The organism is Devosia litorisediminis, assembly GCF_018334155.1.
In the GTDB taxonomy this organism is placed as follows: Bacteria; Pseudomonadota; Alphaproteobacteria; order Rhizobiales; family Devosiaceae; genus Devosia; species Devosia litorisediminis.
In genome coordinates this window covers 198,626-218,742 of sequence record NZ_JAGXTP010000003.1, presented here as the reverse complement: position 1 = coordinate 218,742, position 20,117 = coordinate 198,626, and the positions used below count along the sequence as shown (strand labels likewise).

The window sequence follows — 20,117 nt, the reverse complement described above, 5'->3', positions numbered from 1 at the left end:
ACCGGCCAGGTTCACAGGACCTGCCGGGTTACTCGGCGGCCTCTGCCGGGTCGACAGACACGAAGACTTTGGACTTCGCACGGGTGCGGAACGAGACGTTGCCGTCGACCAGTGCGTAGATGGTGTGATCCTTGCCCAGACCAACGCCGGTACCGGGGTGCCACTTGGTGCCGCGCTGACGGATGATGATGTTGCCGGCTACGACAACTTCGCCACCGAACTTCTTGACGCCGAGACGACGGCCAGCGGTATCACGACCGTTGCGGGATGAACCGCCTGCTTTTTTATGTGCCATGGTGCTTGTCGATCCTTACTTCGTCTTGTCTTCGGCCTTGTCGGCCGCAGCGTCCTGGTCAACCTTGGAGCGAGGGGGCTTGCCGGCCACCAGATCCTGGGCCTGGGTAATCCACTCGTCGCGCTCGATGCGGCCCTTGAAGCTGAGCAGGTCGTCAAACTTGACGACGTCGTCAGCCGTCCAGGCAGCGATCTGGGTCAGGCTGGTCACGCCAGCGGCGTTCAGCTTCTTTTCCAGGGCGGGGCCAACGCCACCAATGAGCTTGATGTCGTCGTTGAAATCGGCGTCCGCCTTGGCGGCAGCCTTCTTTGGTGCAGCAGCCTTGGCGTCAGCGGCCGGTGCCTTGGCAGCGGTCTTGGCCTTGGCAGGCTTGGCTTCGCTGACTGCGTCAGTCTTGGCCGCAACGCCGGCAGCCTTGATCGTTGGCTTGGCGCCGCCGGTCAGGATTTCGGTGATGCGCACGGTCGAGAGCAACTGGCGGTGGCCGTTGCGACGACGATAATTGTGGCGACGGTTCTTCTTGAAAATGATGACCGTCTTCTGCTTGCGAGTCTCGAGCAGCTCAGCAGCGACAGTGGCGCCTTCGATGAGCGGCGCGCCGACTTCGTCGCCAACCATCAGCACCTGGTCGAAGGTGACGATCGTGCCGGCTTCGGCATCGAGCTTTTCAATCTTGAGAACGTCGTTGGCGGCAACCTTGTACTGCTTGCCACCGGTTTTGATCACGGCAAAAGTCATAGCATAACCGGGAGCGTTAAACGCCCGGTCCCATTGTGTCGCGTCCTGTGGCGCCGCAGGGCAAGCCCTGATCCTGCGGTCTTCGTGAATGCTGCTGGCGATCAAACCAGCGGGGCAACCTCGAACAGCGTTTTCAAACAAAGGAAGCGCGCAAGACCAGCCTGCGCGCAATTCCGAGGGCGCTTATCAGGGCAAATGCCCCAAGAGTCAAGCGTGCGAGCCTGTCTAGCCGCCGTTGGGATACCAGTTGCGCAGACGCAGTTCGGTATCGGCCCCAATGGCGGTTTCGAGCACGCTCAGATCACTCTCGCCATAGTGATAGGGATAAACAATGGCGGGCTTGAAGGTGTTGATGGCTTCTGCTGCCTGCTCAGGTGTCATTGTATAGGGCAGGTTCATGGGCAGGAAAGCCACGGCGATCCCGGTCATGGCGAGCATTTCGGGAGTCGGTTCGGTATCGCCGGCCACATAGACCACCTTGTCGCCCAGGGTCAGCAGATAACCATTGCCGACACCGACGGGATGATAGCGCATGCGGCCTTCGGTAGTGTTGTGCGCCGGCACGGCGCTCAGCGCGATGCCATTGATGTCACCATCATCGCCATTGGCCATGGCGGTAGCCTGGGCTCTGAGGGCCTCGGGCAGCTTGTCGAACACGTCCTGATTGGTGATGATCGGTGCGTCCCCGGCAATCGCCTCAAGGGTGGGCACATCAAAATGGTCGCCATGGCCGTGGGTGATCAGGATGGCGGTGGCGGCTGGCAGGCCGGCATAGCGCTCGGCGCCGCCAACAGGGTCGATGTAGATGGTCTGATCGCCATAGCCGAGCAGCAGGCTGGCATGGTCAACAGGGTGGACGGTGATGTCGCCCTGTGCGGTCGGAATCGTGTCGCCGTCCAATGTGGCCTCCTGTGCCAGGGCTGTAGTTGCAAATCCGCCGCCCAGAGACAGCAGGGACAGTGTCGCCATTCCGGCAACCATTTCACGACGTCTAACCATTGGTTTCTCCCATTATCAGCAAATCTTGCGTTCCTTGAACGCAAGGACAGACGGCATGGTTTGCTCAAGCACGGAAACGTGAGGTCGAGGTGATCGTCGGCCAATGGCGGCCAAAGCGCAATGAAAGCTTACAAGAAGTGTTGCGGCCCGATGGCTGCTATGCCATAAGCCCGCCCGTGTTGACCACACGCGCCCCCACAAGGGGTAGCATCGATCTTGCGGAGAGATGGCAGAGTGGTCGAATGCACCGCACTCGAAATGCGGCATGGGGGCAACTCCATCGGGGGTTCGAATCCCTCTCTCTCCGCCATCGAACTGTCGTAACTGTTTGATATTGCAGAATCGGTTCGGTGAAATGAGCGTTCGTGTGCACCTTTGTGTGCACTTGCGCCGGACCCGCTCATGGCATGCCCAATAATAGATCTCGTGGCTGCGGATCCCCTGTTACCTTGCAAAACCGAACTAGCGCGATGCGGTCACCAGCAAAAAGTGGCCGCGCGGGCTAGGATTCAGCGCGTCGCCCCTATCGCGCTCAAAGCCCGATAGGGAGCAATCTAAGGCAGTCTGCGAGCATGCCTAAGTTCTAAGTCTGCATGCTCGAGATGCGCCGCTGACTAATCAAGAGCAATGTACCGACTTCGTGCCCCGCGCACTCCGCCTGAGAAGCTGCCTCCATGAAGCTGCATTTCCCGACTCAAGAGCGACCAACCAAAGTCCTGCATTGCTTCAGGATTTACGATTCAACGGAGCGCATGATAGCAAAGTGACTGGGGTTCGAGTTGATAAATGGATCTCAAAAGGGGGATCATTTGGCTCGCAGACCTAGCAACGGATCTACAGACGTCGCAAAGCTTGTTGAACAGGCCAATATAGTCACGGTCGCCGAGCGGCTTGGACTGCATGTAGACAAGCGGATACGCCAGCCGCGGCGCGCCCTTTGCCCATTTCATGATGACAAGGATCCATCACTTAACCTGTATCGTGGTGGTGGGGGGCGAACTGAACGCGATCATTATCATTGCTTCGTGTGCGGCGCCCACGGCGATGCGGTCGCCCTCATTCAGAATTATGAGAAAGTTACGTTTTGGGAGGCGATCCAACGGCTCGCTGCGATTGAGGGGGTCGAGCTCGATTCAAGGCGGCGCCCTGTGGTCGACCGTTCTACTGGAGCTAGCGTTCTCACGCATCGTCTTAGCGAGTTGTCTAAGACCGACGAAAAATTCGTCGCCTTTTCGAAAGAGCGAGGATTTGATCCGACCTTTCTTCGTGGTGCAGGCGCGGGTAATACAAGCCTTGCGGGTTTGATCGAGCGGGCGAGAGCTGATCGGACAATTGAAGAGCAGCTTGTTGAAGCTGGTGTGCTTCGCCGAGACGACGCCGCCGAGCCGGTCGCTGACCTCTACGGCCCCAAATTGCGTGGTTTTTTTGGCGGCAATCGCATCGTTTTTCCCATCGACGGTCCGCACGACGAGACCGTCGGCTTCGCCGCACGCGCACTTGACCAGCAAAAGCCGAAGTATCTCTACTCCTACAATTTTCCTCGTAGCACCTCCCTCTATGGTCAAAGTCGACTGATCAAGGCTGTCGAGGAGTTGGGCAGGAACGGCCGTGGCGGTGCCATCGACATCTACCTTGTCGAGGGCATCTTTGATGTTCTCCGTCTTGAGCAGTTGGGATTTCATGCGCTAGGCGTGCTCGGCGCTCAGATCACACCCGGCCAGATCGAACGAATTGCTCGAATTCAAGAATTGGTCGGAGAGTTCGACGGCGAGCTCAGAATCCACATTTTTTTCGACTGGGACGATGCAGGCAAACGCGGGGCATACGATGCCACGTTGCAGCTTTTAGGACTGCTTCAGCACGGTCATCCATTCGAACTGACTATCATTGCCTCGTCAGCGACCGACACGACAAAAGTTGATCCGGACACTTTCTTGCGCGGCCTTTCTTTCGAGGATGCTCAGGATCGGATCAGGTCTGCGAGCGCCGGCCCCCTAGAGTTTCTAGCAGCTTATAGACTGGGAACGGATCCTTCACGCCTGGATTGGTCATCGATCAATCGCCTTCGGCTAGCGTCTATCGCCAGAAGCGTCGCGATCTCTCTTCACCATGCAGATTGGTCGCGCATTATCGCGCCCTTGCCAATAGATGACCAGAATCTCGGCTTGGCTCAGTTCGCGGCCTTGGTGCGTAGTTATGGTGGCGCGCCAGCAAGTCCTGCTGAGGTGCAGCGTGTTCTTCAGCCTTTGCGCGACCCGGCAGATGATAGGTCAGACCTCCTGACCGCACTGACGCTCGGACGCTCGTCAACATCGCGACGAGAATACCCTCTCGATGACGATGCATGGGAACGGCTTGCGATCGCTGCGTCTCCACTTTTTCATATTCATAGTGAAAGATTGGCAGCCATCGATGGTCCTTCGAGCCCGCTACTTGCACGGCATGTGCCTAAGGGAGGCGGAAAATACCGGCTTAAGTCGGGACCCGTGGCACACGATGCCATTCTGCTGCAATATGCACTTGTTGAGCTACTGAGAGATCGCGACGATTGTCCTAGTTTTGCGGACAGTATCCCGGCAATTCGGTACTCGCGCGACGGTGGACTTGATGGGGGCATCTACAAGACCGGCCGTGGATTCAAACAACCCGCTTTGAGCTTTGCTTATCAGATCGACATGGCAATAGTGAACGGGCTTTCTCCGCCGCGGCGTGAAGGGATATTCCGTCCATATTTCGAATGCTGGCGAGCTTTCGTTGATTGTCTTGATGATCGGATCAAGCATTTTCGCCATGACGAGATGCAGATCGTGCGTCTCGATATCACCGGATTTTACGACCACATCCGATCAGATGTCTTTACCGACGCGCTTACACAGCCTCTCGAACGTGCGTTACACAGCCTAAATTTCGTCGACGGCGATATCGGATCTTTTGCGCCTTTGCTTGCTCCTTCGGAGACAGATGATGCAGCGGGAAGGTCAGAGATTTTCACCCGTTTTCTGCTACAGCATAGTTTCGGACTTCGTTACTTTGATCCGCTTTCTGGCAAGGTAGTTTCAGGTGACGCGAAGAGTGGGATTCCGCAAGGACCCGATCTTTCAGCGTACCTAGCAAATATCTCGCTGTTCGATCTTGACGACATGATGGGCGCCGAAGTTTCTAAGCTAAATGAACAAGATACTTTGCCCGAGGAAGTCGGCACTAGTGACAGATGCTCGGCTGCCTACGCCCGATATGTAGACGACGTAGTCATCATCTGCAGAGATTTTGAAACAGCTGCTCAACTCCGCCGCAAAATCGAGACATTCATTTCCCATAAGGGTTTGTCGCTCAATCGCAAGAACGTGACTCCACCGCCAATGTCACGCGCTGAAGCCCGCGGCTGGATTACTGATAATCGCGCTGGCTTCGGCTTTTCTGGTCCTCTTGCAGACTTGCCGACCACAGAGGCCATGGACCCACTTGCTGACGCTGGCGAAATCGATCGCCGCACCGCGCTTGGGCTGCTTTTTGACCGCGAACTCGATAACCCAGCAAATGCCGAAGGTGGATTGGCCAAGATTGGGATAGCGCTAGGCGCTGCTGATATCCGGTTCAACGACCGGGCTAATGCATATCGTCGACTATGGTGTTTTGCTGCCGACAAGCTAGCTGAACCGTCAGGCGATGATCTAGCAGCGAGCTTCATAAGGTTCTTGACCGACGCCGAACCTCGAGCGTTACACCTAATTTCTGACAGTGATCTCCTTGATATCGCGATGGCGGCAATGGAGGGGCTCGATAGGGCGTTGCGATTTGCGGTTCTGCCCGGAACATTCGGTCAAGAGTTGTGCGACCGGATCGACCGAAACCTTAAGGCTCTTTCAGCGTCTGTCCTAGATGACCCGTTTACTTCACTCCAAACACTGCTCCTTGGGAGTGACAAAGGTGAGCTGCTTTCGCGCTTCGACACGCGCTGCCAGATTGGGATCATCGCATGCCTTGCCTCGGAGAATTTGGGAGTCAGGAACAATGATTTCCAATTCAGCTTCCTACACAAATTCCTTCTCCCAGGCACGAGCAGCGGCGAGGCTCTTCCGGAGGGTTTGCTACACGCTTTACTAAAGCATGATGCCGCATTTGCGCGCCCATTGCCTAGCCTTATCGTTGCGAGCGGACAGTCTTCGAAGGCCGTTTTCTCACGGCTCAACCAGACGCTAGTCGAACTCCAACGCGCGCAAGCATATGGTGCCGAAGAGGGCCCTAGCGTTTTCTCCTTTTCCGACTTGGAGGAACCAAACAAGGTCGTTAGCGTATCCCAGACAATCATGAGCATCTGGGCACCGAGTATTGATACTGAGGGTGGAACCACACTTCCAACTGATGTCGAATTCGATGCTGCAGCAACGCTCGTAAATCTCACGTACTCAGTGTTCGCAGAGATCGCATTGCGCAGGCCACGCTTGACGCGGTTGATTGCTGGCGTACCTGACGCCATCCCCTTGCCCTCGCCCCCGGGCCTTAGGGCCTCCGGCATTCTCTTGTGGTGCCCAGATGGTAGATTGCTGCTCGCTTCAGCCGGTACCGCGGAGGGATCGCCGCTGGGAGTGAAATGGAGAGATTCGAGCGAGCAGTTGGTGCCTGGGATTGCTATGCAGGAGGCCACGCTTCCAGCAGGAAGCAGGTTGCTGGTCGAAAAGACCCGGAAGTGGTCGCCCTCAGAAATTGCAGGTCTTTATCGAGCAGGTTTTAACCGCTTCGATGAACAGATTAATCTAGACGCTGAGCGGGTGCCCGTGCCCACGGCATTTTCGTTCTTTGGCAAAATCGAAGACGGTGTCATTGATTTCTCAAGTGTCCTGCTCATTTCTTGGCCGGCATTGAGGTCGAGCGTGGATGGCCATGCTTTCGTACGTGTGGGGCCCTCGCTGGAAGCGCGGAGCGTCTACGCTGAGGGTGCTGATCTCTGGCGCTATGGGTGGGCGGTGCGTGACGCGTGCAATCGCGCTGAGCCATCCCAAGATGATGACGCCGGGATGGATGCCCAAGCCGCAACCGCACTTGATGAGGAATTTCATCGGCGAGAGGCAATTGTTGCGCGCGTACTTCCGCGGCTTTCTGGAGCCGACCAGTGGGGACCGGGCGAGGGTACGCCTGGCAATCCAATTCCGACACGAATCCGCCGTGCGCTCTCGCTGCTCGAGAACTTTGAGCTAGCAAGCACTGCGGCACAGGCTGCATCTTATCTGGTCGCGGCTGTTTCCGAGGGAATGTTCATGAGCGAGCGCGTGAATGCGCTCCACGACCTTAAGTCGAACGGCAACCCTGCAGAGCTTCTAGCTCGGGCGACCAAAAGAGTGGGCCGCGCGCTTCCCGAGGCTTCTAAGCACTGGGACATAACTGTCCCCCCTTCGCTTCCTTACCGACGCAGTGCTTCAGCCTGGCAGACGCTGTCAGTGGCGATCGGGCAGGCGAATGGAAATCTTCCTGGCGAGTCTGCGGCCCCGCTCAACGCGCTTGAGGCTGGTGCTGAAACATTGGCGGCCATTGCTGATCTTCGAGCGCTGGCCTTTGAAATCGCAGCGAGTTTACCGGAGGCTTCGCTGGAACGTCTGATTGGCGCCGACTTTGATCTGGCCTGGGTGTCGGACGCCGTTGGCCTCGATTTGATTATGATCAATGACAGGTTTGCGACCCTCGATCCTAGCCTGATAGTGCAGACTTCGAAGGTCGTTCACGCGTTCTGCCAAGTAGTACTTGGAAAGCGAGGAGGCCTCAATTTTGTCCGCGATCAGATTACGCCAGCAGGTTGGGTCGTACTAATCGCAATTCTGATTCAAGTCGTTCCTGTGCGCCAGCGAAGCGACTTTGGCCGGCCGTCTCTATGGCAAACACATGCTGGAATGATTGAGGCAGAAGCCGCCCTCCAAGGCCTCCTAAGATATTTCGCGAGCAGTTCGACGACGACAGAAAATGCTCCAAATTGGCCATGGGACGTATTCGATCAACTGCTTGAACGACGTCCCGCCGATTTACCACTGCTTCTTCGGCAGCTCACCGACGCAACTGCAATAGAGGTGAGCAACGAAGTATCGTGGTCTGCCCCTCGAACCGCTGACAGCCAGGGTGGCCGTCCAATCATGCGGCTGGCTGACGGAAGTTCCATAAGCCTTGCCGATTGGCAAATTGATGTGTCGTATGTGGTCGGCGAGCGCGGCGCGGCCATGGAGACTTATCCATCAGGGAACCGTCTGCGTTTCCCTTATTCCATATCGCGTCGCGGCGATCAGGTGCTCGGCTTTCATCTCGTTTCGCGCAAACTGGGCGAAGCTGCATTCGGGCGGTCGTTCCAGATTGTCTCGATACCGACTAAGAACCACGATGATCAGGTCGTGAAATCCGATCCGCCCGCTGAAGTTTCCATAGAACAAGCCAAGCCCGATAGCGTCGTTGAGACCTTGTCAGAAGAAGCAACAGTTTCGTCAGCGGCTTCGAATTCGACGGTGCTGGATGAAGCGCTGGCGCTGATCGACAAGAAGCGATTGAGCTCTTGGGAAGCACGTTCTTCTGCAAAGAACCCCGGTACGCATCGGGTTGCTCTAGTGCAATGGGATGTCGTGGACAGCTACTATAGCCCGGGACATAAGGGCGGACAGTATGAAGGTCTGGTATCTCCAGAAGGTGACAAGCCTGCAGGTCAGACGAAGGTCAAAGACGGTGGTGTGTTCCTTTCAACCTCTGAATACCGCCGGCGGACCCTAATTCGGGAAGTTCTTAAAGCCTGCGCGGATTTAAAGGTCGATGGTCTTGTTTTTCCGGAATACAGTTTGCGACCGGAGACCATCAACTGGCTTGCACGCCAGCTTAAAACCCAGCCGCAGAAAATCACTGTGTGGTGCGGCACGTTTAGGGTCCCCAGTGGCACGCAGCTTGACCAGGATTTCAGCGCCAAGGCTGCAGTCCCCTTCGTCAGTAGTTCGGGACCGCTGCCAACACTGATGAACCGGTGGGACGCGCATACGGCGGTTCTGACCTGCCTGCGCGCCATAGTAGAGAAGCAACTCATAAAGGTTGAGCATTTCGCACGACCGAAACGCTACCCATCAGCCGCAGCTGGAGAATTGATCAGGCCACCATTTAAAGAACCATGGATTCCATTATTGGTTGATGAAAACGATGCGTTCACACTTGGGACGTTCTCGTTGGAGCTCGTCTGCTCGGAAATGTTCCCGCACGCCAGCAGTGCAAATTTTGTCGGTATCATTGAGGAAGCCAAGGAACTCGCTGATCGATACGGTATGGGTAAGGGTGGCGAGACCATCTTCTCTCATATCAGCAGAGACATCTATGAGTTTGCCCGTTGGACTGCGTTTCGCAACGCTGCGAAGGTCGACGGGGACACGGACGGCGCGCTAGTGAGAGGAGAAAAACACCAGCGGACTCTTATTGTCCTGCCCGCAATGACGACACGCTCAGCCGACTATCATATCTTCGGGCAGAACCAGTATCTGGCTGCTGGCCTTGTAACTGCATTCTGCAATGCCGTCCTTCCTCACGCGAGTTGTGGCCAAAGCGGTTTCATTGGTCTTGACGGGTGGAAGCGAACGGAAGGGATCAAAACCCCGTATGGATCAAAAGCGCCGGGTATATTCCAGCTCGGGGATTCGCACAGTGGTCCGCTAGGAGAAACTGAGTCAGCAATGGTTATTGCTGATCTGGACCTGCTAAGAACCACCGATCAGCGTCCCCGACCGCATTATCAGCATCGCTCTCTGCGGCTTGTTGCACACCTTCCTATTCTGTTCGCCACGGAGAAAGGGGGCCACGCTGGTCCTGGCTCGTATCCAAACAAACAGCGTCAACCACGGACTCGAACAGTCGAAGGAAAGGCACTTACTTTTGGGGAAGCCCGCATCAAGGTCGCCAAGGCGTTGGAGCTAGAATCCGTCTGGCGGTCAAAAGTTAACGTCGGATCCCCCGATGAGGATCTGCCGCCCGACTATCAGGCCGCGATTGCGGAAACACTTGCGGCGCTCCGTGTACTGGAAGACTTCGCGGACGACCCAAGTTGGCTTCGCAAGCGGACCGACTCTTTCAAGACTGAACTCTATGATATGCCACCGATGAACCCGCTACCGGCCTTGGTCGACTGGCTCTACGTGGACGACCGATGGCTACCCGAAAAATATGCCGCGGAAGTGGTCCTGGACGGAGATGATCCGCTAAACAGCGATAAGTCATTGCTTAACGTTCCGCGCTCAATGCAGGATGAGCCGCCGCGGACAATCGATTGACGCGGAGCGAGATATGAAAAACGCCGACGACGATCTTGAGGAGCTTGCCCGCCGACTTGATGCATCGGGCGATTTTAGGGTGCTGCGACGACTAAGGCTTGGTGATCGAATCGAGCCGAGTGACGGCTCCCGAGTTCGGACTGGCATGTTTTTGGATGTTGAGACCACAGGTTTGGATTTTCAAACTAGTGAAATTCTCGAACTTGCCATAGTGCCGTTCGAATATGCTGTAGATGGCCGAATTGTTTCGGTTGGACAATCTCTTCATCAGTTCAATGAGCCGGCGAAGCCGATACCTTCAGAAATAACAGCTATCACGGGGCTTACGGACGAGCTCGTGGAAGGTCACCAGCTCGATATTACCGAGATCGAAAAACTTGTGTCATCTGCGGACATTCTTATTGCCCACAATGCTGGATTCGACCGGCCTTTCGTTGAGCGTATCTCACCTATATTCGAGGCTAAGCCTTGGGCCTGCACGATGTTCGACGTACCTTGGAAGCAGGAAGGTGTCGAAGGGCGGCGGCTTTCCGACCTGTTGTCCGGATTTCAATGCTTCTTCGATGCACACCGAGCGGTCGATGATTGCGAGGCGGGCATCGCACTGTTGACGATGAAGCTTCCAAAAAGCAGCGAACGGGTGCTTAGCAAGGTCTTGAAATCAGCTCGCCAGCCGATGTGGCGGATCTTCGCCGAAGCGGCGCCGTTCGAGAGCAAGGATATTTTGAAACATCGCGGCTACAAATGGAACTCAGATGATAAGCTTGGCCCTCGGGCTTGGTGGACGGATCTGACTGCAGACAGGGTAGACGCCGAGGTCGAATTCCTTCGTTCGGAGATCTTTCGATCGCCCGTGCAGCTTCCTATGTTCGAGATTACAGCTTTTCAGCGTTATTCTATGCGCCTTCGATAAGCGTTAGATTTTTACACGCTCTACTTTCGCTGCGCCAAAATTCGTTCAAATAGAGGATTATAAATGTCGTTCATTGAATTTATTGAAGTCGACTCTGAAAACGCGGTGTACATCAATTCCGAGCAGGTCGTCTGTGTGCGTCTCGGCAATGTCTTAGGCACCGCAGATATTGTCACGACGGCGAATGCGAACGGACTTCACGTTATTACCGTTGAAGAGGAGCTGTCTCTCGTCGTTTCCCGTCTTGAAGGCATCGACAACTAGGCGGCCTGCGCTAGGAGGATGATGCCTAACCAGCTTTCCCGGCAATTGTGCTAATTGCATCCATCTGGGAATGTTGGGACCCCTACTGGCGATACAGCTCGCGCTGAACGCCCACGAAGGCAGCCTTGATCGCCGCGGTGTCTCCTAGCTTAGCCTTGGCGTCGGCGAGGGTGCCGTAGCGGGCTGTCAGGAAGGACGAGAGCTTGGAGAGGGAGAGTTCACTCTCGCCATGGGCGGCATAGGCCTGCAGGACGCCGATGAGAAATTCGTGCATCTCGCCGTCGCTGGCGGCAAAATTGCCGTTGGCGGTGGTCTCAGCGCGCTCCGCACGGGTCTTGGCGGGGATGGTGAAGCGGATATAGGCCAGCACGTCGAACAGGTCGCTATTGGGCGCGTCAATAAGCTGGCGCATATCGTTCAGCTTGTCGCCGTCATAGCCACGGTCGGCCAGCACGGCGATCAGTTTTTCGCGACGGTCCGGATCGCTCCATTCAGCGCGCAGGGCGTCTTCGTCGAGGATCAGACCGCTGAGGTCGCCGAACAGCCTTTCCAGAAACTGCTGCGCTGACATTGGCCTCCCGTCTGGCCCCCAATAGGTGGTGGTGGCGATGAATTGGATGGACCGTGCCTTGCCGTCGGCCAGCTTGATGACCAGCTTTTGCGCCGGCTGTTCGGGGTCGTATTCATCCCCCTCTTCGTCAATTTCGGGGCCGTCACCATCTTCGACAACGGCGGGGCGGTTTACCGGCGGCTCTGGATCCAGTGGTTCGCCGTCCCATTCAGGATCTTCAAAGTTTTCGTGGGCCCGCACGAAATCCCAGATCGTGAAATGATCCTTGCCGTCATAGGTGCGGGTGCCGCGGCCGATGATCTGCTTGAACTCGATCATCGAGCGGACCGGGCGCATCAGCACGATATGGCGGACGTTGCGGGCGTCAACGCCCGTGGAAAGCTTTTGCGAGGTGGTGAGGATGGTCGGGATGGTCTTGTCGTTGTCCTGAAACGCCCGAAGGTGCGCATTGCCGATTTCGCCGTCTTCAGCGGTCACGCGGTGGCAATAATCGGGATTGGAGCTGGTCTTGACCTGGTTAATCAGGTCGCGCACCAGCGCGGCGTGCTCCTGGGTGGCGCAGAACACCAGGGTCTTCTGGCGCTGGTCGATCTGGCTCATGAATTCGCGGACGCGAGCCAGTTCGCGGTCTTCAATGATGATGCGATTGTTGAAATCGCCCTCGTCAAAGCTGTCGCCGATTTCCACGTCGCCGGATATCACCTCGTCTTCGGGGTGATAGACATATTCGTCGATGGTGCTGGCCATCTGGCGCACCTTGAAGGGCGTCAGGAAGCCGTCTTCAATGCCTTCGCGCAGCGAGTAGGTGTAAACCGGCTCGCCAAAATAGGCATAGGTATCGGCATTGTTCTTGCGCTTGGGAGTAGCTGTCATTCCTAGCTGGACTGATGGCTCAAAATATTCGAGCAGCTTGCGCCATTCGCTTTCGTCCTTGGCGCCGCCGCGATGGCATTCGTCGATGACGATGAAATCGAAGAAGTCAGGCGGGTATTGCAGATAGATCGGCTTGGTTTCGCCGGTCATGAAGGTCTGGAAGATGGTGAAGAACAGGCTAGCGTTTTTCGGTGGCTTCCCGTGGTTCTTGCGGATCGTATCGGGGTCGATGCGGGTGATGGCATCGTTGGGGAAGGCCGAGAAGGCGTTGTAGGCCTGATCGTCCAGAATATTGCGATCGGCGAGAAACAGGACGCGCGGGCGGCGGGTCGGCTCGTTGGTCAGGTTCCACTTGGCCTGGAACAGCTTCCAGGCGATCTGGAAGGCGATAGAGGTCTTGCCGGTGCCTGTCGCCAAGGTCAGCAGGATGCGCCTGTCACGCCTGGAAATTGCGTCCAGCACAGCCGTGATCGCATTGTGCTGGTAATAGCGCGGCTCCCACTTGCCGCCATCGGTTTCGAATTCAACCGCGCCGAAGGCCTCGCGCCAGGCATTGTGGTCGGCAAAGGTGCGGTCCCACAATTCGCTCGGCGTCGGGAACGGCAAAGCGATGTCGCCTTCCTTGCTGGTCGCCATGTCGATGCCGTACCAATTGAGCCCGTTGGACGCATAGGCAAAGCGGGCCTTGAGGCGCTGCGCATAGTCCTTAGCCTGGCCGACCCCACTGCGGTGGCTGACGCCGGCTTTCTTGGCTTCCAGTACGGCCAGCTTGTGGCCCTTGTGGATCAACACATAGTCGCAGGACAGGGGCTTGCCGCGATTGCCACCGGTCTGAATGCGCCCGGGACAAATCACCTCTCGCCGGACTCGTGAGCCCTCAACCTTGCCCCAGCCAGCAGCGGCCAGCACCGGGTCGATCCGTTCGGCGCGTGTGTCGGCTTCAGTTTCTTCCATCATGCCAGATGCACACGACTAGTCTTGAGGTACTCTCGCCAAGAGATATCAGAACCTTCGCTCATGAGTGCGCAGTCAATCTCATCAACTGACCTGCTGAATATTGAGACCAGAGCATCCATTTTGATGCAAAATGCCTCGTAGTGCAAAGCGGTATTGTGGTCCGAAACATTGTGGGCCGTATCTATGGTTCTGCTCCCGTCTTGCTTCCAGAGGCAGGTCGTGACGATGTCCATCCGCACGACATCAGAGCCGGATAGTAGGTTCACCGAACTTCCTGTCCACTGATCCAATATATGAGCTGGCGGCGCAGCGCCTCCTCGCGGCGATAGGAAGTAGATCAACTTTGTGAAGAACGCCGGGCCCATGCCTTTGAGCCTCTTATCTCGCCTGAGATCCTGGAACTGGTGGAATGCTTCTGCACGGCTGATCGCCCCTCTCCGAATATTGTCCGCAAAAGAAAGCCAGTCATGGTCTGCAGACAACCGGTTGCGATTGTCCATCCGCATCCCGCCCCAAGCCAATATCGCAGCGCATACGGTGGGAGTATCCAGATCTGGATCTCCGTTGAATCCGAGGACATCGCTGCGACTGAGTTGACCGTCTGGCAGCCTGTCAGATTGGGCTCGCGCAATTCCTGTTGCGAAGGACCGTGCGTGCTTGCCACCTGGTTTGTCTAGATCGAGGAAACCAGCCAGTGACTTCTCAAAGCGCGAAAGATGGTCTGAGGCAAAATTGCTCGCAAGGTCCCCGCGTCCGGCACCGGTCACAATAGACCCTCGATATCCAGCCCAGCCGCACCGCGTTGGCAGGAGGGGCATTTGCGGATGTGGAAATCGGAGCCGTTGGCGCCATAGCGATGGCCACAGATCGCGCCACCGGGATTGCGGCGCGCGCAGACGAGGACCCAGACATACTGCAGATAATCGGTGCCGGGCCGATCAGTGCGCGCAATCAGGATCTGGTCATTCGGGTTAATGTCACCCGGCTTGCGCTGCGATACGGCCAAAAGAAACTCTCCAATCAGTGCTGACTATGGCTCAGGTCAATTCGCCTGCGAATGCCTTCTGCAAGAGGGATCGGCGGAGATCCCCAAGCCCTTGAAGCTTGGTTTCATAGTCATCAATGAGCTCTGCAGCTGCATTCTGCAGTTTGGAGACGTTTGCGATAATCGTTTCTTGCCGACCAATGCTGGGTAATTGGACCGGCATGTCCTTGATGATACCCATGTTCAAACCGTCCATCACAGAACCTGAGGCCTGCGCAGATAGATAGGACCGCGCCGCAGGACTGAACAGAAAGTAATGATGCAGGTATTCTGGCAGACACTTTGTCCGGTCAAGGGAAATACAGCATAGGTGCTTTGTGTTGATGGCGAGTGGTATGTTGTCAGGAACAACTGCACACCGGCCACATGTACCCATGATCGTTATTATCACGTCGCCCGGTCTAACCGTATAACGCTTCAGCTGCGCGTATTTTTCTTCAGTGATGAATCTGCTCTTCCCCCAGCGAAATTTATTGGCCACCGCATTGTCGATGCCGAGTACGGCAATGCCCTCATCAACGAATTCGTTGTGCAGCAACTGACTACCAAATGGCCCGGTGCGGATGGCTCCCTTGTCCGGAAGTGCGACGCCTGTGACGCTAGACAGCACTACGCAGCTATCACTGGTCAGGGCATCAAACTGTGCGGCTGCGTATGTCTCAAACAATTCCCGTGCGTTCTGCAGATTGGCTTCGGCATTGGCGCGGGCGAGGGTCAGACCCTCAAAGGCCTCGTCCAGAATCGCAACAATCCGCTGTTGTTCTTCGAGAGGGGGAACGGGAATGGAGAGCATTTTTATGTGGGTGGGGCCGACATTTTGTATTGCTGCTCCACTCGACAACCGCTTGAGGGGCAATTGAAATCCGTCGGACTGCAAAAACAGATACAAAAATTTGGTGTCCAGCCTCGGATCGATTGAGCGAAAACGGACTACGCTGGTGTTCATCAGGAGGGGCAGGTCATGCTTCGTAACGATCGCGCAACGGCCGATAGTGCCGGAGATAGTGAACAGGATGTCACCCTCATCGACCTGGAAGTGCCTCCATTTGCCCAGTGCAAGGTCAGTGTTTGCCGCCCTGGCACTCGACATGTCGAGAAAACCATCCTGAACGCATCGGACGTTTATCATCGGGAAGCCATCCTCCTGATATTCGTACTTTCGGATTCCTGGCCCTTCTTGGATGAAGGCCATTTCCTCAATTTGCTTTATTTCCCACCCCGGCTTCACAGCATCCCCCGGATGCTCTCCAGAATATCCGCCGTCTCGACATCGCGCGCCAGCATGTCGGCGATGATCTCTTCCGGGCTGCGTAGCGCCATCGCTTGTGGCGCATTGGGGTTTTTCACCGGGAGATCAAACGTCTCCTGGTCCAGGTCAGCGCGGTTGATGATCCAGCTCTTGTGCCCATTGGGGCGGGTGCGCTGCAGCGCCACGAACTCCGCCAGATCATCATCGTTGAGCGGATTGGTCTTGCCCATGTTGCGACCCGGATCGAGCTGGTAAAACCAGATGTCGCGGGTCGGCGCGCCCTTTTCGAAGAACAGGACTACCGTCTTCACCCCTGCCCCTTGGAAGGTGCCGCCGGGCAGATCCAAGATTGTGTGCAGAGTGCAGGCCTCCAGCAATTCCTTGCGCAAGGCCACGCTGGCATTGTCGGTATTGCTCAGAAAGGTGTTCTTGATCACCACCGCTGCGCGGCCGCCGGCGCGCAGCTTGCGGATGAAATGCTGCAGGAACAGATAGGCCGTCTCGCCGGTGCGAATGGGGAAGTTCTGCTGTACCTCGCGCCGCTCGCCACCGCCAAAGGGCGGATTGGCGAGGATGATGTCGTGGCGGTCCTTTTCCTGGATATCCATCACGTTCTCATTCAGCGAGTTGGTGTGGACGATATTGGGCGCCTCGATGCCGTGCAGGACCATGTTCATGATCCCGATAATGTAGGCGAGCGACTTCTTTTCCTGGCCATAGAAGGTGCGCTTCTGCAGCGTCTCGTAGTCGGAGGCGCTGAGATCGTCGCTTCGCATATGATCATAGGCTTCGCAGAGGAAGCCGGCCGAGCCGACAGCGCCGTCATAGACGGTCTCGCCCACCTTGGGGTCGGTTACTGCGATCATGGCGCGGATCAGCGGGCGGGGCGTATAATACTCGCCGCCATTGCGGCCGGCATTGCCCATGCGACGGATGCGGGTTTCGTAGAGCTGGGAGAGTTCGTGGCGTTCGGCCTGGGTGTTGAAGCTCAGACCGTCAACCAGCTCCAGCACATCGCGCAGGATATAGCCCGAGCGGAATTTGTTGCGCAGCTCGGTGAACACCTCGCCGATCTTGTAATTGATCGTCTGCGGCCCGGTGGCCGACTGGCGGAAGCTACCGAGATAGGGGAACAGCTTCTGGTCAACAAAGGTAATCAGATCGTCGCCGATCAGCGCCGCATTGTGGTCGAAGGCCCCATCCTGTTTCGGCGCCGCCCACTGGTCCCAGGTGTACTCACCCTCGATGATCGGCGAGTAGCTCTTGCCTTCCAGCGCCGCCTGGTCGCGGCGATCCGATTCCAGATCGTGCAAATATTTGAGAAACAGTACCCACGAGATCTGCTCGACATAATCAAGCTCATTGCCAATGCCTTCTTCGGCGCGAAGGTCTTTTTCAATGCTGTTGAAGGCGTTCTCGTACATGCTCACTCAAATCAGTTGGCAGCTATGGCGCGCACTATGATGCGGGTCGAAGGCGATAGGCAAGCAGGTGGAGGACGGCTATCGCATAGCTGTCCAGGACATACGAGAAATGGCTGTTGCCGATCCGTTGGACAGGCGGCCATGGAGTCTCGTTCACATTGCAGATGGGGAACATAGGGCACTGGCTTTTTCGACGTTGTGCCGACCCGATAGTGGGTCGTCTGCTATGTGGCGGTTTCACCCCCCCCAGCTGCAGCCATTAGTCATTTCTTCTTTTCTGCACGGTACAGCGCCCACCGCTGCGTTTGGGCGTCCGCGATCCTTTTTCGGCCAGCATGTGTTTTGGGACCTGTCGAAAGCCCGCCGTGAAACCGGCAGCGCCGCTTGCCTGGTACGACCCTATTCCTACACTGGGCACCGGCACGTGTCCGGGCACAACAGACAGATCTTTGCAAGAAGGGAACAGGGCGTCCATCCTCGCCCAAGCCCAACTCCTCCATGAGTTTGCAGCGCATGGCTATACACTCGCCGCACATCAGCCGTTTGCTGGGGTGCCGTGACGCCAAAAATGGGCATTGCCGAAAGCCGGATATGGCGTGATGGGTCACCGGTAATTGGGCTCCTTTTGTGGGCTGCGATCTGCAATTATATTTTTCAGAGTGGGGTTTTGTCACGTTGTCTCTAATACCCCATGGATGTGGTTGGAGGGCCGTTGCCCAAAACACGTTTCAAAGGCCCGCCGACAAATCTGTATCTAGTCATTCACGGTCGAAGAAAACTCGCGCTGGCCGAGGTCTATGCTGATCGTTGACTGATGGAAGAAATTCCGGCGCCAATCTTCAGACCAATGCTTGAGCAGTAGCGAATAACGTCCATTGGATCGAGGCATGGCACTGTCCACGATCCTTTGTTGAGCATCTCTTGTAGGCAGAATTTGAGCCCAGTTCTTTTGAAGAACTCTATCCACCAATCCCATTCTGGCAGCCCGCGTAGAATGGTTATGGGTTCACCTGGAAAGTTGGACAATACGTCCGAAAACGTTTGAGCCGCACGCCGGGCGCGCTCCTTTTCGGCCTCCCTCTTGCAAGCCACAACGCAGTCAACAAAGGTTGGCTTTGGAATGAGAAGTACAGAGCCTGCAGCGGCATGGAGCGATGGAACCTCCAGGTTACCGTGCTCGTCCGCCAGCGACCGTTTCACAGCGTCTGGAAAATCATTGCCAGACGCAGCGTAGACTGGACCGAAGAAGCACAGTTGCATGCGTTCGAGCTTCGTCATTGCTGGCTCTCCCACTTGCAGTCTCGCAACCAGGTGGAGAGGTGGCTTACGAACTTCAACGCGCCGTTAGTTCCCGACGAAAACGGTTGCCGACCGTCGACACTGAGCGCGTGGTTTGCTGCCCCGATCAAACAGCGGTCACGCTGCACCGGGGTCAGCTTCTTCCACTCGAGGAGTGCAGCCCGCTTATTGCTTGCAGGATTGCGTGGGAAGGTAATCCACAGCACCTCAAACGCATCTTCCACCGAATGGTCGGCCTCCACTCCGTTGTTCATTGGAGTGTTATTTGGAGTGTTAGTCGGAATCTGGTTCCGCACGACCGTGCTGCCAGTTGCCTCCCCATCGCGCATCAGATTCCCGTCCGCGACCACGGCGTTGTCTTCAGGTGCCTCACGCTTCAGCGTCGAGGGAATGGTCGCCTGATAGGTGTTGTTGGTCCATTTCTTGCCACGGCGCTGGGTCTGCTTGACTAAAATCCAGCCTGCCTTGGCCGCGCGCCGAAGGTGCGTGCCAACGCTACGCGGGCTCAGTCCGCTCGCCTTTGCCAGTTCTTCCTGACCGGGAAACGCGTACCCCTTACCGTCCATGTAGGTTGCCAGGGTGAACAAGACGAAGCGCGTCGTGCTTTCGAGGCTAGACTCCCGGATGCACTGGTTCCAGTTGAACGTGAAACTAGCCATTGTCAGTACCTCCCGTCGCGTCAGCGAGCCCTTCGCTGACAAGAGCGGCCCGGTTCCAACAGAGATGCCCACGGCTCCACGTTTTCTTGCAGAGGCGCTTAAGGCGGACTATCATGGCGGGTAGGCGTGTGCTGTCACAAGCTGTGCTGATCCGGGCTCCGTAGGTGCAAACTACGGAGCCCTTCTTTTTCGTTTTCATCTAAGTCGTTGCCTCCCGAACAGTGTGAAGCAACCGAGTACGGCCATAGCTTTGGAGCACCATAAACTTGAGAATTTGCGGGCTCTGAGCTGCGGAGATATTTTTGATCTGGCTCATCATGGCTTGTGAACCTCCTTGATCGATTCAAGGTAGGCGTCGAGGTCGGCACGAAGGATCAGAACACGCTTACCCGCCTTCAAACGCGGCAGCAGGCCCGCATTAAAGAGCTTGTAGAAATATGATCGTGACAGGCCCGAGTACCGTGCAGCTTGCATGATGGTAAGTGAGCTGGGTGCCCATGGAACGTTCAGTGCGCTCATGACTATCCCTTTCCTTGAAGGTTTCAGACAGTCCTTGAT

15 protein-coding genes and 1 tRNA gene are annotated in these 20,117 nt (G+C 56.5%); 4 read left to right on the top strand and 12 right to left on the bottom strand.

All coding sequences use genetic code 11. The features are described 5' to 3' along the window. Nucleotides 1-28: 28 nt before the first annotated feature. From rpmA to KD146_RS16065, 3 genes are all read right to left on the bottom strand, one after another. Nucleotides 29-295: a 50S ribosomal protein L27 gene (gene rpmA / locus KD146_RS16075; protein ID WP_212659848.1), complete on the bottom strand. Its 267-nt coding sequence runs from the start codon at nt 293-295 to the stop codon at nt 29-31. A 15-nt stretch (nt 296-310) separates the two neighbouring features. Further along, nucleotides 311-1,033 carry a 50S ribosomal protein L21 gene (locus KD146_RS16070; protein WP_212659847.1) on the bottom strand — a complete coding sequence of 241 codons (723 nt, stop codon included), beginning with the start codon at nt 1,031-1,033 and terminating at the stop codon, nt 311-313. A 225-nt stretch (nt 1,034-1,258) separates the two neighbouring features. Beyond that, nucleotides 1,259-2,032: an MBL fold metallo-hydrolase gene (locus tag KD146_RS16065; RefSeq protein ID WP_212659846.1), complete on the bottom strand. Its 774-nt coding sequence runs from the start codon at nt 2,030-2,032 to the stop codon at nt 1,259-1,261. A gap of 220 nt (nt 2,033-2,252) precedes the next feature. On the opposite strand from KD146_RS16065, the gene KD146_RS16060 reads away from it, so the two are divergent. The 4 genes from KD146_RS16060 to KD146_RS16045 all read left to right on the top strand — a co-directional run bounded on the left by KD146_RS16060 (nt 2,253) and on the right by KD146_RS16045 (nt 11,482). After that, nucleotides 2,253-2,342 (top strand) — tRNA-Ser (locus KD146_RS16060). 499 nt (nt 2,343-2,841) lie between these two features. Next, nucleotides 2,842-10,305, top strand: coding sequence for a CHC2 zinc finger domain-containing protein (locus KD146_RS16055; protein ID WP_212659845.1), 7,464 nt, complete (start codon nt 2,842-2,844; stop codon nt 10,303-10,305). Nucleotides 10,306-10,318: 13 nt separating this feature from the next. Continuing rightward, nucleotides 10,319-11,218, top strand: a complete 900-nt coding sequence (locus KD146_RS16050; RefSeq protein ID WP_212659844.1) for a 3'-5' exonuclease — start codon at nt 10,319-10,321, stop codon at nt 11,216-11,218. Nucleotides 11,219-11,281: 63 nt separating this feature from the next. Beyond that, entirely contained in the window at nt 11,282-11,482 is a 201-nt protein-coding gene (locus tag KD146_RS16045; RefSeq protein WP_212659843.1) for a hypothetical protein, read from the top strand. A gap of 82 nt (nt 11,483-11,564) precedes the next feature. Here the strand turns inward: KD146_RS16045 and hsdR are convergent, their stop codons facing one another. From hsdR to KD146_RS16005, 9 genes are all read right to left on the bottom strand, one after another. Further along, nucleotides 11,565-13,883 carry an EcoAI/FtnUII family type I restriction enzme subunit R gene (gene hsdR / locus KD146_RS16040; protein ID WP_212659842.1) on the bottom strand — a complete coding sequence of 773 codons (2,319 nt, stop codon included), beginning with the start codon at nt 13,881-13,883 and terminating at the stop codon, nt 11,565-11,567. Further along, nucleotides 13,880-14,701 carry an 8-oxoguanine DNA glycosylase OGG fold protein gene (locus KD146_RS18535; RefSeq protein ID WP_345790842.1) on the bottom strand — a complete coding sequence of 274 codons (822 nt, stop codon included), beginning with the start codon at nt 14,699-14,701 and terminating at the stop codon, nt 13,880-13,882. The genes hsdR and KD146_RS18535 overlap by 4 nt, the downstream gene beginning before the upstream one ends. Continuing rightward, nucleotides 14,647-14,889, bottom strand: coding sequence for a hypothetical protein (locus KD146_RS16030; protein WP_212659840.1), 243 nt, complete (start codon nt 14,887-14,889; stop codon nt 14,647-14,649). Before KD146_RS16030 ends, KD146_RS18535 begins: the two co-directional genes overlap by 55 nt. A gap of 31 nt (nt 14,890-14,920) precedes the next feature. Beyond that, nucleotides 14,921-16,156 carry a restriction endonuclease subunit S gene (locus tag KD146_RS18530; RefSeq protein ID WP_345790841.1) on the bottom strand — a complete coding sequence of 412 codons (1,236 nt, stop codon included), beginning with the start codon at nt 16,154-16,156 and terminating at the stop codon, nt 14,921-14,923. Continuing rightward, nucleotides 16,153-17,601: a class I SAM-dependent DNA methyltransferase gene (locus KD146_RS16020; RefSeq protein ID WP_212659838.1), complete on the bottom strand. Its 1,449-nt coding sequence runs from the start codon at nt 17,599-17,601 to the stop codon at nt 16,153-16,155. The genes KD146_RS18530 and KD146_RS16020 overlap by 4 nt, the downstream gene beginning before the upstream one ends. A gap of 263 nt (nt 17,602-17,864) precedes the next feature. Beyond that, nucleotides 17,865-18,101: an HGGxSTG domain-containing protein gene (locus KD146_RS18560; protein WP_427857120.1), complete on the bottom strand. Its 237-nt coding sequence runs from the start codon at nt 18,099-18,101 to the stop codon at nt 17,865-17,867. A 295-nt stretch (nt 18,102-18,396) separates the two neighbouring features. Continuing rightward, nucleotides 18,397-18,879, bottom strand: coding sequence for a hypothetical protein (locus tag KD146_RS16015; protein ID WP_212659837.1), 483 nt, complete (start codon nt 18,877-18,879; stop codon nt 18,397-18,399). Continuing rightward, nucleotides 18,876-19,559 (bottom strand): helix-turn-helix domain-containing protein, encoded by a 684-nt coding sequence (locus tag KD146_RS16010; protein WP_212659836.1) that lies wholly within the window; start codon nt 19,557-19,559, stop codon nt 18,876-18,878. The genes KD146_RS16015 and KD146_RS16010 overlap by 4 nt, the downstream gene beginning before the upstream one ends. 315 nt (nt 19,560-19,874) lie before the next feature. After that, entirely contained in the window at nt 19,875-20,078 is a 204-nt protein-coding gene (locus tag KD146_RS16005; RefSeq protein WP_212659835.1) for a helix-turn-helix domain-containing protein, read from the bottom strand. Nucleotides 20,079-20,117 lie beyond the last annotated feature (39 nt).

What these genes read in the sequence shown, in the direction of transcription:
- KD146_RS18560 (WP_427857120.1), bottom strand. Translation starts at nt 18,101, where the DNA reads ATGGAGGAGTTGGGCTTGGGCGAGGATGGACGCCCTGTTCCCTTCTTG.
- KD146_RS16050 (WP_212659844.1), top strand. Translation starts at nt 10,319, where the DNA reads ATGAAAAACGCCGACGACGATCTTGAGGAGCTTGCCCGCCGACTTGAT.
- KD146_RS16010 (WP_212659836.1), bottom strand. Translation starts at nt 19,559, where the DNA reads ATGGCTAGTTTCACGTTCAACTGGAACCAGTGCATCCGGGAGTCTAGC.
- KD146_RS16045 (WP_212659843.1), top strand. Translation starts at nt 11,282, where the DNA reads ATGTCGTTCATTGAATTTATTGAAGTCGACTCTGAAAACGCGGTGTAC.
- rpmA (WP_212659848.1), bottom strand. Translation starts at nt 295, where the DNA reads ATGGCACATAAAAAAGCAGGCGGTTCATCCCGCAACGGTCGTGATACC.
- KD146_RS16070 (WP_212659847.1), bottom strand. Translation starts at nt 1,033, where the DNA reads ATGACTTTTGCCGTGATCAAAACCGGTGGCAAGCAGTACAAGGTTGCC.
- KD146_RS16020 (WP_212659838.1), bottom strand. Translation starts at nt 17,601, where the DNA reads ATGTACGAGAACGCCTTCAACAGCATTGAAAAAGACCTTCGCGCCGAA.
- KD146_RS16015 (WP_212659837.1), bottom strand. Translation starts at nt 18,879, where the DNA reads ATGACGAAGCTCGAACGCATGCAACTGTGCTTCTTCGGTCCAGTCTAC.
- KD146_RS16065 (WP_212659846.1), bottom strand. Translation starts at nt 2,032, where the DNA reads ATGGTTAGACGTCGTGAAATGGTTGCCGGAATGGCGACACTGTCCCTG.
- KD146_RS18535 (WP_345790842.1), bottom strand. Translation starts at nt 14,701, where the DNA reads ATGCCCCTCCTGCCAACGCGGTGCGGCTGGGCTGGATATCGAGGGTCT.
- hsdR (WP_212659842.1), bottom strand. Translation starts at nt 13,883, where the DNA reads ATGATGGAAGAAACTGAAGCCGACACACGCGCCGAACGGATCGACCCG.
- KD146_RS16005 (WP_212659835.1), bottom strand. Translation starts at nt 20,078, where the DNA reads ATGAGCGCACTGAACGTTCCATGGGCACCCAGCTCACTTACCATCATG.